Source organism: Arthrobacter sp. BE255 (genome assembly GCF_031457335.1).
In the GTDB taxonomy this organism is placed as follows: Bacteria; Actinomycetota; Actinomycetes; order Actinomycetales; family Micrococcaceae; genus Arthrobacter.
Window position 1 is genome coordinate 199,175 of sequence record NZ_JAVDWK010000009.1, and the last position, 11,441, is coordinate 210,615.

Here is an 11,441-nt window from a genome sequence, read left to right on the forward strand (position 1 = left end):
CCAACGTTACCTGATCGTGACCATCAGCCGCAAAAATATGACAGCGGCCGAGTAGCCGCTGATCGGACCGATCCGGCCCCGATTCGTGGACTCCGCCTGTTGCTGTCGCCATTCTGCACATCCTGTTGCGGTCCGTTTACCTTGGCGTCTCTTTGGGCGTTTACCTTCATTGGATGGGTTGCAATCCTTTAGTTCCGGACCGGGAGGGCCGGCGGGTATTCGTTGCTTTGGGGGACTCATTTACCGAGGGCGTGGGGGACCGGGACGAGCGGCTGCCCAACGGAGTGCGGGGCTGGGCTGACCGGGTAGCGGAGAAGCTGGCGAAAGCCCAGTCCGGCTGGAGGTACGCCAACCTCGCCATTCGGAGCAAGCGGCTCCGGCACGTCATCAGTGAACAGCTCGCACCGGCGCTGGCCATGAAGCCCACGCTGGTCACGCTGTACGCCGGCGGGAACGACATCCTTGACCTGGGCACGGACATGGCTGCCCTGATGGACGACTACGAAAACCTGGTGGCCAGCCTCGCCGGTACGGGGGCAACGGTGGTGCTGTTCACCGGTTTCGACGTCAAGGTGTCGGCCTTGCTGGAGCCGCTGAAGAAACGGAACGCGGCATACAACCAGCGCGTACGGGAGATCGCCGCCACGTATGGCGCCGTGCTGGTGGACTACTGGTGCCTGGACGCTTTCCACGACCGGCGCATGTGGGATTCGGACCGGCTCCATATGTCCAAGGCGGGCCACAAGTATCTCGCCGGGCAGGTCCTGGACCAGCTGGGGATTCCACACAAAATCACGCCCAAGAACTGGGATCCGCCCGCCAGGCTCAGCCTGCGCGAATGGGAGAGACGGCAGCGCCGCTGGGTGAACGACTGGGTGCTGCCGCTGTTCGGCCGGAAAATCAGGGGCATCACGCTGGGGGACGCGCTCAGTCCGCGCTGGCCCCAGCCCGTGAAGGTGCCGCGGAAAGGCGGCCTGAAAAAGCTAATGGACAGGGACGCTGCACTGTAGGAAAGTCCAAAAGTATTTAATACGTAAACAGCTGTTGACTTGTGGGCAACATCACAGTTACTGTTGCGGCACTGGCGACGACTCAATCCGTCAGTCCAAGTCCGCTCAACGCTGCGTGGACCGTACGGAAGCGTGAACCGCCGCCGTCGGGATCCCAGCGTGAACGTGGAATCCCCAACCTGCCCCCTCCGGCACGCGGCGTTATTTGGCGCGCGCCGGGCGGGCCACAGCCTTGAGAGGCACCACCGCGATGACTGACAGTTCCCTTCATTTTGACCGCCGGAAGCTCCTGAAAGCAGCAGCCCTGACCCCGTTCGCAGGCCTGGCGCTGTCGGGCTGCGGGGCAAAGCCCGTGGACAGTGCGGCAGCCAACAAGACCGTCACGGTCACGTCCTACGGCGGCTCCTACAATGACCAGCTCACCCAGACCATCCTGGACCCCTTCTCCAAACAGTCGGGGATCCAGACCACGCTGCTCGCCAACACCAGCCTGGCAGCCCTCAAGGCCCAGGTGCAGTCCGGCGACGTGCAGTGGGACCTTGTTGAAATCACAGCGCCAGAGTACGAAACGGCCGTGGCAGAGGACCTCCTGGAGCCGTTCGACTACGACATCATCAGCGACAAGGGCCTGCCCGGTTACGCCAAGGCCGAGTACGGCATCAAGTACCTGAGCTTCCTGTTCGTGATGGCCTGGGACCAGAAAGCCATCCCGGACGCGCAGGCTCCCAAGGACTGGGCGCAGTTCTTCGACCAGGGCAAATACGACACCAAGCGCTCGGTCTACAACCAGCTCTCTGACAGCTCCGTCCTGGAAGCCGCCCTCCTGGCTGACGGCGTGCCGTTCGACCAGATCTACCCGCTCGACGTCGACCGCGCCCTTCGCGTGCTGGGCCACCATCCCGGCAAGGACCGCCTGCTCTACCATGCGGCCAACCAGGAGCCCATCCAGCAGCTCACCTCCGGCGAGGTCTCGCTGTCCACCAGCTTCAACAACCGCATCAACGCTGCCCGGAACGACGGCGCCAAGCTGAACTTCAGCGCGGAGAACGCCGTCCTCGCCGGCGACTACTTCGTGGTGCCGAAGGGGGCCAAAAACAAGGAAGCCGCGTTCAAGCTGATGAACTTCATGTCCAACGATGCCGACGCGGGAGCCGCCTTCGACCAGGTCACCAACCTGACCCTGGCCAACACGCCGGCGCTGTCCAAGCTGCCCAAGGAGGTCGCGGACACCCTGCCCACCAGCCCGCGCCTGGCCGACAAGATCCTGGTCCGTGACGACAAGTGGTGGTCGGAAAACCTGAAGAAGACCGAGCAGCAGTTCAAGCTCTGGCAGGCCAGCTGACATGAGCAACGCAACCTTGCAGCGGGCGCGTCCGGAGGGACGCGCCCCGGCCCCTGAACAGGAGAAACCCCGACGGCGGCGCACCGCCTGGTGGCTGCTCCTCGCCCCGATCCTGGCGTTCGACGTCCTGCTCTTCCTGACGCCGCTGGGCAAACTGGTGGGCTCGAGCTTCACCGGCAACGCCTACCAGCGGGTCCTCGAAGACCCGCTGGTGATCCGGTCGCTGGTAAACACCCTGAGCATCAGCCTGGCTTCGACCATCGTTACAGTGGTCCTCGGCTACGTGATCGCACTGGTGCTGTGGCATTCAGGCACGGTGACGCGCGTGATCCTGTTCGCGGTGGTACTCCTGCCGTTCTGGACGGGCATCCTGGTGAAGAACTTCGCGTGGGCCGTGCTCCTGCAGGACAACGGCATCGTGAACTCCTTCCTCCAGGCGGTGGGCCTCACCGATGCCCCCATCGAGCTGCTGCACAACCGCCTGGCCGTGATCATCGGCATGGTGCACTGCCTGCTCCCGTACGCAGTGTTCCCGATCTTCTCGTCGCTGACCTCCATCGATGACCGGCTGGCCCTGGCTGCCCGGTCGCTGGGAGCCAAGGAAGCATCGATCTTCCGCCGGATCACCCTGCCGCTCAGTGCGCCCGGCATCTCCGCAGCTGGCCTGCTGGTGTTCATCATCAGCACGGGCTTCTTCATCACTCCGGTGGTCATGGGCGGACCCGGGGACATGATGATCGCCAACCAGATCGACTACTACGCGCGCCAGCTCACCGACTTCTCCGGAGCCGCGGCCCTGGCTGTGATCCTGACGGTGCTGGTCAGCATCCTCGTTGCCATCTACCAGCGTGTGCTCAAGGCGGGAGGCCAACATGCAGACAACTAATCCCCGGCAGCGGCTGCTGACGCTGCTTTCCATCCCGGTGTTCCTGTTCCTGGTGGTCCCGACGGCGATCGTGGTGCCCGTTGCGCTCAACGACAGCCGCTACATCACCTTCCCGCCCGAAGGGATCTCGTTCGCGGCCGTCGCCGGCTTCTTCGCCGACAAGGCCTGGACCTCGGCCCTGACGGCCAGCCTCCAGTCGGCAGCGATCGCCGTCGTCATAGGTGTGCTTCTCGGCGCGACGGCGGCGATCGGCCTGCACGGGCGCAAGTTTCCCGGGCAGCAGGCTGTGGTCGGGCTGATCCTGGCCCCGATGATCGTCCCCACCGTGGTGCTGGCCCTGGCGTTCTACCAGTTCTTCATCTCGCTCGGCGTGCTGGGCAGCATCCTCCCCATTGGCCTGGCCCATGCCGTGATTGCCACCCCGTACGTGTACCTGACCACCCGGGCCAGCCTCGCAGGCCTGAACCCGGCGCTGGTCCGTTCGGCACAGAGCCTGGGCGCCGGATGGCTGTCTGTGTTCCGGCACGTCTACCTCCCGGTCATCCTGCCGGGCTTGGTTTCCGGGGCGCTGTTCGCCTTCTCGGTCTCCATTGACGAGACCGTGATGTCACTGTTCATGCAGACGCCCAGCGCCACGACCCTGCCCGTGAAAATGTTCACGGATATCCAGTTCAACCTGACCCCCAAGATCGCTGTGTCCTCGGCACTGCTGGTCACCGTGGCCACCCTGGGGCTCCTGTTCCAGGTCATGTTCGTTCTCAAACGGCGTTCCACCGCCAGGATGCTGCCGCTGGCCGTGTCCGCACCAAACTAAGGAAGGCCCATGACTACTTCAGTGATTTCCGCGGCAGCAAACACCCGGACCACGGCGTCCGCGCAAGGTTCGATAGAACTCCGACAGGTCCGCAAGACGTACGGCGATGTGGTTGCCGTCGACGAGCTTGACCTGGTGGTGGAACCGGGAGAATTCGTCACCCTGCTGGGACCCAGCGGATCCGGCAAGACCACCACCATGATGATGGTGGCCGGCTTCGAGGAGCACACCTCCGGGAGCGTCCTGATTGACGGGAAGCCAGTGGATGCGCTGCCGCCCCGGGACCGGAACCTCGGCGTCGTCTTCCAGAACTACGCCCTTTTCCCGCACATGACCGCCCGCGAAAACGTGGAGTTCGCGCTCCGGATGCGCAAGGTGCCCAAGGCCGAACGGCGCCAACGCGCGGAAACCGCGCTGGACCGCGTGGGCCTGGGCACGATGGGCGACCGCAAGCCCCGCCAGCTCTCCGGCGGCCAGCAGCAGCGCGTTGCCCTGGCCCGCGCCCTGGTGTTCAACCCCGCCGCGCTGCTCCTGGACGAGCCCATGGCTGCCCTCGACAAGCGGCTCCGCGAACACATGCAGGAAGAGATCAAGACGCTTCAGAAAAGCCTGGGCATTTCCGTCCTGTTCGTCACGCACGACCAGGACGAGGCCATGGCCATGTCCGACCGGATCGTGGTGATGAAGGACGGCAGGATCGTCCAGTCGGGCCCGCCCGAAGAGGTCTACAACCACCCGCTCACGGACTGGGTGGCCAGCTTCCTGGGCGACACCAACCTGATCCCGTGCGCCGTCCTGGAACGCAGGGACGGCGAGGCACTGGTTGACCTCGGGGGCCTGGGCATAGGAAGGGTGCGCGACCGCGGTGTCACCGGCGATAAGTATGCCGTGTCCATCCGTCCGGAACACCTCAAGTTCAGCTCCGAGGCCAGCCCGGACAACTGTGGCCGCGCAACGCTGGTCTCCTCGACGAACCTGGGCGCCACGGTGCGCCACCGGCTGACGGCCGGCGGCCACGAACTCCAGGTCCGCGAACTCAGTTCGGATGCGTCGGTCCGGCCCGCGTCGGGCGGGGAGCTGTTCGTCGCCTGGGAGCCGGACAAGGCGCAGCTCCTGGTTCTGGAACAGTAGGTCCATCCGGGGAACTGCCGGGGATGCCGGGCAGTTCCCCGGAGCCTGCGCCTACTGGAGCAGCGTGGCCTGGTTCTAGGTGTCCAGGAGGTTCTCGAAGCCTTCCGCGACGCTGGTGGCCTTGAATTCGATGATCTCGAACTCGGCCACGCCGTTGCTGAAGAACGGGTCCCGGGCCAGCGACGCATCCAGGGTGGCGCGGTCGGCGCCGGACAGCAGGACGCCGCCCACCGCCGGAACCCTGCGTCCGGACGCGAGGAACACGCCGGCGTCGAACTCTTCCTTGACCCAGGCCATATGCGCGGGGCGGTGGAAGTCAACAATGTCTTCGGGCACCTTGTAGGTCAACGACACAACAAACATAGGGCCAGCCTACCGGGACGGGGCCACCACGTCCGGTGCGTCACTTGAACGCTCAACCACGGCCTGCTCCTAGAATGAATCCATGACCGAACCGCGCTGGCTCAACGCCGATGAACGCCGTGCCTGGCTGGCCCTCCTGAGCATCAACACCATGCTCCCGGCAGCCCTGGACAACCAGCTGCACACCGCAGGCAAGGTGTCGCTGTTCGACTACAACGTGATGGCCATGCTCTCCGAGGCCGAGGGCCGCTTCCTTCCCATGAGTGAACTGGCTGCCCGCACCAGTTCCTCGCTGTCGCGGCTGTCGCACGTGGTCACCAAGCTGGAGAAGCGCGGCTGGCTGGAGCGGAGGCCGCATCCGGGAGACGCGCGCGTCACCACTGCACACCTGGCCGACGCCGGCATGGCCACTTTGGTGGCCCTCGCACCCGGGCACGTGGAGGCGGTGCGCGCGAAGTTCCTCGATGCCCTGACGGAGCGGGACGTGGCGGACCTGGCGCGGATCGGCGAGAAAATCGTGGCCCGCCTCGACGACGACCACTGGATCCTCCGCGAAAACTGAGCCGGCGCCAGGCTAGCCCTGACCGCGCGCGGGAACAGCACTTGGTTGCTCCCAGCAACAGATGACACACTGGCGCTATGGATTTTTCGGCCCGGTACGTAGCCCTTGGTGACTCCTTCACGGAAGGCGTCGGGGACGACGACGCTGCCCGTCCCAACGGTGTCCGCGGCTGGGCGGACCGGGTGGCGGAGCAGCTGGGGGCAGCAGACCCGGGCTTCGGCTACGCCAACCTCGCCATCCGCGGCAGGAAGCTCCGCCAGATCATGGCCGAACAGGTGGATGCCGCCGTCGAACTTAAACCCACCTTGGTGACCGTCTACGCCGGAGCCAATGACATCCTCCGACCCCGGATCGATATTGACGATCTGCTGGCCGAGTACGACGACGGGATCCGCAAACTGAGCGCCACCGGCGCCACGGTGGTCCTCTTCACCGGGTTCGACGCCCGAGGCTCCAAAGTCTTCAGCACCATGCGGGGACGCACTGCCATCTACAACGAGCTGGTCCGCGGAATCGCGGGGGACCACGGCGCGCTGCTGGTGGATTACTGGCGCTTCAACGAGTACTACGACTGGGGCATGTGGGCGCAGGACCGGATGCACATGTCAGCTGCCGGGCACGCGAACATGGCCAGGCGCGTCCTCGATGTGCTCGAACACGACCACTCGATCGAGGTCCCTCCCATGACGCCGGTGCCCGAACTCGGCCGCGTGGATGCCCTCCGGGCCAACGCCCGCTGGGTCAAGGAATTCGCCGGGCCGTGGGTGGTCCGCCGCGTGACGGGCAAGTCCTCCGGCGACGGGCTGGCACCGAAATACGCCCAGCTCACGCGCCTACAGGCGTAATCCCCTGGCCCCGAAACCCGGGGCTCGCCAGCAGTGTCCCGTCGGCGCTGACCGCGAGGACGTCCACGTCCCAGGCGTCGGTGGCGCGGTCAAGCATCGGCCTTCCGCCGGCAATAATGGCGGTCGCCAGAACATCCGCGGTCACGATGTCGGCAGCCGCAACCGATATCTGCACAAAAGCCGGGGCCGCACCTGCCGGGGACCAGATGTGGTCTCCCCGCTCTGCCGAACCGGACGTCGCCAAGGCGGGGCGCCGCCGTCGTCCATTGCCCAGCGGATAACCGGCCACCAGGGTGTGCCGGTCCGCCGGATCCACAATCCCGGCCCGCCACGTCTGCCCGCTGCCGGGAACCGGGGAGCCGCTGACCAGCACGTCGCCGCCCGCGTTCAGGCACCAGTCCTCCCGTCCCAGCGCCAGCAGCGAGGTCCCCGCCTCCCGAATGGCGTGCCCTTTGATCAGCCCGGACAGATCCGGCACGCCGTCTGCCCGCTCCGGCGTGAACGCCCCCTCTGTGCGGAGCCGCCATTCCAGCGCCTCGGCATACCGTTCGCGCATCGCGTCCGAGGCGCCGCGCAGGGTGATCTCGCCCCGGGCCAGGCGGCTCGCCTCCGAATCCGGACGGTACAGGCTGAAGGTTTGGTCCAGTTCCCGGAAGAGCCGTTCGACGACGGCGGCAGCGGCCGCGAGCTCGTCCTCAGCAGTGTGCTCTTCCGCAGTGTCCCCTTCCATGGCGGGTCCATTTGCAGCGCGCCGGGCCGGCATGGTCAGGCTGATCACGGTGCCCATGCAGCGGAAGGTGCTGGCCTTCAGCGCGGGCAGGTGGTGCCGGGGAGATGCTGCGTCAGAGATTCGCGGCATCGAGGGCTGCCTGGAGGGACGTGAGATAGGCGTCGCTGGTGACCGTCGCGCCGCCGATCGTCTGGACGTCCGCGGACTGGGCAGCCAGCACCTCGCTCCGCAGCAGCGGGGCGGCCCGGTTGCTGATCTGGACGGACTTGCGGTCGTCATCGGTGAGCTGGAGGGCCGTTACCTCGGTAACCTTGCCGGCGCTGACGGTGATCTGCACCTGTACGGCGCCGAACCGGGTCTGGACCACGGCGCCCTTGTACGTGGCAGACGCTGCCGCCGCGCCGGATGACCCCGAAGACCCGGCCGCGCCGGAACTCCCGGATCCGGAACTCGAGGACGACCCGGCGGCGCCGGTTCCCGACGAACCGGAGCCGGCCGCCCCTGTGGTCCCCGTGCCTGTTGTACCTGCGGATGCCGCGACGGCACTGCCGGTTTCGACTACCTGGGCGCCGGCCTGCCAGCCGGCCAGGAGGATGCCCGCAGAAGCCAGGGCCGCTGAAACTGCTCCTCGTGCTTTCACCAGTCAAACCTTTCGTGATGGATCTGCTCGGGCCGGACCCCCGCTGCACGGGCGTCGGCGATGACGTTGCCGGCCCACCGGGATGGGCCACAGATAAAGACATCTGCGTCCGCGATGTCCGGTGCGTACGCGGCCAGGTTGTATCCGCTCCGGGCTGCCTCCGCGGGCAACCAGCTGCGGGAGTCCCAGCGGGCGCGGGGGCCGACGAGGTGGAAGAGGCGCACACCGCGGCGGCGGCAGATCTCCAGGAGCTCGTCGCTGAGGTACAACTCCTGCTCCGTGCTCCCGCGGAGCAGGACCGTGGCGTCACCGTGGGCAAACGGGGTCGTTTCCAGCAGCGCACGCAGGGGGGTGATCCCGATTCCGGCGCCGATCAACACCACTTTGTCGCGGCTGCGTGCAGCCGTGCCGAACAACCCGTGTGGCCCTTCCACGGCCACTTTTGTTCCTGGCCTGAGACGTGCAAGCTGGGCCGAGCCCCGGCCGAGGTTGCGGACCGTGATGCGGAGCGTGCCCGCACCGTCCGGCCCTGCTGCGAGCGGCTCGGCGGAGAGACTGAACGGGTGGGAGTGCCACCACAGCCTGCGGCCCAGGAACCGCCAGACGAAGAACCTGCCCCCGTTCCCGGTCAGCCGGTTGAGCTGAAGCCCGGTCATTTCGATGTTCACAACGCCTGGGGCAATTCTCTCCACCCGGCTCACCGTCAGCCGGTGCCGCGAGGTGGCGGCCAGCGGCTGGACCACCCGGAAATACAGCAGTGCGGCGCCTGTGACAGCGCAGATGGACAGCCAGTACCAGCGCTGCCACGTGCCCTCGGCGAAGAGGCCGCCAACACTGAACTGGTGCGGGATCGACGTGCCCACGGCAACGTAGGTCAGAAGGTGAACGGCGTACCAGAACTCGTAGGGGAAGCGGCGGCGGACCGCCACCAGTGAAGTCACCACCACGGCGATGAACAGCCCCATCGACACGAACGCGAGCCACATGTCCGGCACCAGCACCCAGAGGGCAACTGACTCGCTGATGGGGTCCAGGCCCTCTGCCATACCGTAACCCACGGCTATCAGGAGCCCGTGCGCCAGGAGCAGGTACAGGGACGGCTTGCCGAGCATCCGGTGGAACTCCAGGGCGCGGTCGTGGCCGATCGTCCGGTCGATGAGCGGAATGCGGGCCGCAAGGAGCAGCATCAGCAGGACCAGGTCCATGCCCACCAGGCCGGCCACGATCCCGGCCGCAGTCACAGCTGAGGCGGGTGAACTGATTCCGGCAGCGCCGCCGTCGGCCAGCCACAGCGCGACGGCGGCAGCCGCCGACGCCCAGGCGGCGACAGTCAGGAGGTCCGTCCGGAGCATGCGCCGCCGGTGCTGGACAGCGAAGCGGCCAGATCCGGCGCCACGTCCGGAATCCGGCTGCGGCCCGGGGCCATCAGGTCTCTTGTGCGCCGGAGGAGCCGGCAGAAGCTGTGTGTTCATGAGTCAAAGATGCGGGCGGAAGCTTTCATTCAGCTGTGAAATTACCCGCCCGGAAGCAATGAATTGGACCATCCGCAGCTCCGGCGCCTATACACCATCTGCGGCCGGATTGGTCTTTAATTGCCTGAACTCGTAGACTTGGTAGGCGCTAAGTGCGCGGAGCGTGCGCAATTGCTCCGGTGGCCCGGTAATTTTCTCCAGGGTAGCCGGTAGTTAGGGGCTCAAGTTGCGTGACTAACCGTTCACCCTGATCACTTTGGGTCGCACTTAGACGCATGATCCTGCAGCAGATATGCGGATCATTACATTCAATTCTTGAGGAGAAGTCATGGCAGCACACTGCCAAGTGACCGGGGCCGAGCCGGGCTTTGGGCACAGCATTTCGCACTCGCACCGTCGCAACAAGCGTCGGTTCGATCCGAACATTCAGAAGAAGCGCTACTGGGTTCCGTCCCTGCGCCGTAACGTCACGCTGCAGGTTTCTGCACGTGGCATCAAGACCATCGACGTACGCGGCATCGACGTAGTCGTCGCCGCCATCCTTGCTCGGGGAGTGAAGCTCTAATGGCTAAGGACAAGGACGTACGTCCGATCATCAAGCTCAAGTCGACCGCGGGAACGGGTTACACCTACGTAACCCGCAAGAACCGTCGTAACGATCCGGACCGCATGGTTCTGAAGAAGTACGACCCCAAGATCCGCCAGCACGTCGAATTCCGAGAGGAGCGCTAAACCATGGCTAAGAAGTCCAAGATTGCTCGCAACGAGCAGCGCAAGGTCATCGTTGAGCGTTACGCTGCCAAGCGCCTCGAACTGAAGAAGACCCTGGTTGACGCAAACGCAACCGACGAAGCACGCGAAGCTGCACGCCTCGGCCTGCAGAAGCTGCCCCGCAACGCCTCCCCGATCCGTCTGCGTAACCGCGACATCATCGACGGCCGTCCGCGCGGTACCTTCCAGAAGTTCGGTATCTCCCGTGTTCGCTTCCGCGACATGGCTCACCGCGGTGAGCTTCCGGGCATCACCAAGTCTTCCTGGTAATTCAGCACCGCTGATTCCAGCTGCTTGAGAAGGGCCGGCAACCATTTGGTTGCCGGCCCTTCTGCGTTTAAGGCATCCGGCGGTCGGTCTCGTCCGGGGATCCAAGGTGTCGGTGGTCGAACCAGTCCGGTGGTCGAGCCTGTCCGGCGATGCCGCCCTGCCGGCCACCTGTGCTGCAGCACACAGAAGCGAAGTACGACGGCGGCACCCGGCTTTAGCCGGGCACTGGACCTACGAGCCCGGAACGGCGGGGTTTTGGGCCGCCTGAAGAGTGGATTTGCCGTGGGGGTTCACTGGGTGTATTGTTTTCTAAGTCGCCGCGAGGGAGACAGCGAAGAGCTGGTTACCGCGGGCGGCCAAACCCCCAAATTCAAGACCAAATTCTGGTAGCTCATGAGAGCGCCTCAATTCGGTGGGGACGCGTTTCCTGCCGATGAAGATCCTGAAATACGGATTTGCATCGGGGCGGGAAGCCGGGTAAGTTTGAGAGGTTGCTCCGGAGCGATCCACGGCTGTTTGTTTGGTTGTGGTGGTGCCGGGTGTGTCTGTTGTTTGAGAACTCAATAGTGTGCCAAGTTTGTTGATACCAATTGTTTTATTGATTG

The 11,441-nt window shown here is 65.3% G+C and carries 15 protein-coding genes; 10 read left to right on the forward strand and 5 right to left on the reverse strand.

Annotated features, from left to right (window positions below):
- The first annotated feature begins 173 nt into the window (after positions 1-173).
- From J2X42_RS16105 to J2X42_RS16125, 5 genes are all read left to right on the forward strand, one after another.
- Entirely contained in the window at positions 174-1,010 is an 837-nt protein-coding gene (locus J2X42_RS16105; protein WP_310166780.1) for an SGNH/GDSL hydrolase family protein, read from the forward strand.
- 250 nt (positions 1,011-1,260) lie between these two features.
- Positions 1,261-2,352, forward strand: coding sequence for an extracellular solute-binding protein (locus J2X42_RS16110; protein ID WP_310166781.1), 1,092 nt, complete (start codon positions 1,261-1,263; stop codon positions 2,350-2,352).
- Between the two features lies 1 nt (position 2,353).
- Positions 2,354-3,238 (forward strand): ABC transporter permease, encoded by an 885-nt coding sequence (locus J2X42_RS16115; protein ID WP_310166782.1) that lies wholly within the window; start codon positions 2,354-2,356, stop codon positions 3,236-3,238.
- The gene (locus tag J2X42_RS16120; RefSeq protein WP_310166783.1) at positions 3,225-4,052 is read left to right on the forward strand and encodes an ABC transporter permease; all 828 of its coding nucleotides are present in this window, start codon (positions 3,225-3,227) and stop codon (positions 4,050-4,052) included. Before J2X42_RS16115 ends, J2X42_RS16120 begins: the two co-directional genes overlap by 14 nt.
- Positions 4,053-4,061: 9 nt before the next feature.
- Entirely contained in the window at positions 4,062-5,183 is a 1,122-nt protein-coding gene (locus J2X42_RS16125) for an ABC transporter ATP-binding protein (protein WP_310166784.1), read from the forward strand.
- A 75-nt stretch (positions 5,184-5,258) separates the two neighbouring features.
- Here J2X42_RS16125 and J2X42_RS16130 read toward each other — a convergent pair whose 3' ends face one another.
- The gene (locus J2X42_RS16130) at positions 5,259-5,546 is read right to left on the reverse strand and encodes a YciI family protein (RefSeq protein WP_131135450.1); all 288 of its coding nucleotides are present in this window, start codon (positions 5,544-5,546) and stop codon (positions 5,259-5,261) included.
- Positions 5,547-5,628: 82 nt separating this feature from the next.
- Between J2X42_RS16130 and J2X42_RS16135 the strand changes: the two genes are divergently transcribed.
- Positions 5,629-6,108: a MarR family transcriptional regulator gene (locus J2X42_RS16135; protein WP_310166785.1), complete on the forward strand. Its 480-nt coding sequence runs from the start codon at positions 5,629-5,631 to the stop codon at positions 6,106-6,108.
- 77 nt (positions 6,109-6,185) lie between these two features.
- The gene (locus J2X42_RS16140) at positions 6,186-6,953 is read left to right on the forward strand and encodes an SGNH/GDSL hydrolase family protein (RefSeq protein ID WP_310166786.1); all 768 of its coding nucleotides are present in this window, start codon (positions 6,186-6,188) and stop codon (positions 6,951-6,953) included.
- Here J2X42_RS16140 and J2X42_RS16145 read toward each other — a convergent pair.
- Genes J2X42_RS16145 through J2X42_RS16155 form a run of 3 tightly spaced genes read right to left on the reverse strand, consistent with a single transcriptional unit; the run spans position 6,934 to position 9,795 of the window.
- Positions 6,934-7,740: an FAD:protein FMN transferase gene (locus J2X42_RS16145; RefSeq protein WP_310166797.1), complete on the reverse strand. Its 807-nt coding sequence runs from the start codon at positions 7,738-7,740 to the stop codon at positions 6,934-6,936. The genes J2X42_RS16140 and J2X42_RS16145 overlap by 20 nt on opposite strands.
- A 55-nt stretch (positions 7,741-7,795) precedes the next feature.
- On the reverse strand, positions 7,796-8,323 hold the full coding sequence (locus J2X42_RS16150; RefSeq protein ID WP_310166787.1) for an FMN-binding protein: 528 nt from the start codon (positions 8,321-8,323) through the stop codon (positions 7,796-7,798).
- Positions 8,320-9,795: a ferredoxin reductase family protein gene (locus J2X42_RS16155; protein WP_310166788.1), complete on the reverse strand. Its 1,476-nt coding sequence runs from the start codon at positions 9,793-9,795 to the stop codon at positions 8,320-8,322. Before J2X42_RS16155 ends, J2X42_RS16150 begins: the two co-directional genes overlap by 4 nt.
- Positions 9,796-10,123: 328 nt before the next feature.
- Between J2X42_RS16155 and rpmB the strand changes: the two genes are divergently transcribed.
- Genes rpmB through rpsN form a run of 3 tightly spaced genes read left to right on the forward strand, consistent with a single transcriptional unit; the run spans position 10,124 to position 10,836 of the window.
- Positions 10,124-10,360 (forward strand): 50S ribosomal protein L28, encoded by a 237-nt coding sequence (gene rpmB / locus J2X42_RS16160; protein ID WP_011693744.1) that lies wholly within the window; start codon positions 10,124-10,126, stop codon positions 10,358-10,360.
- The gene (rpmG, locus tag J2X42_RS16165) at positions 10,360-10,527 is read left to right on the forward strand and encodes a 50S ribosomal protein L33 (protein WP_013602737.1); all 168 of its coding nucleotides are present in this window, start codon (positions 10,360-10,362) and stop codon (positions 10,525-10,527) included. Before rpmB ends, rpmG begins: the two co-directional genes overlap by 1 nt.
- Positions 10,528-10,530: 3 nt before the next feature.
- Positions 10,531-10,836 carry a 30S ribosomal protein S14 gene (gene rpsN, locus J2X42_RS16170; RefSeq protein ID WP_050687445.1) on the forward strand — a complete coding sequence of 102 codons (306 nt, stop codon included), beginning with the start codon at positions 10,531-10,533 and terminating at the stop codon, positions 10,834-10,836.
- 309 nt (positions 10,837-11,145) lie between these two features.
- On the opposite strand, the gene J2X42_RS16175 is transcribed toward rpsN, so the two are convergent.
- The coding region (locus J2X42_RS16175) for a hypothetical protein (RefSeq protein ID WP_310166790.1) at positions 11,146-11,441 on the reverse strand (296 nt) is incomplete at its 5' end.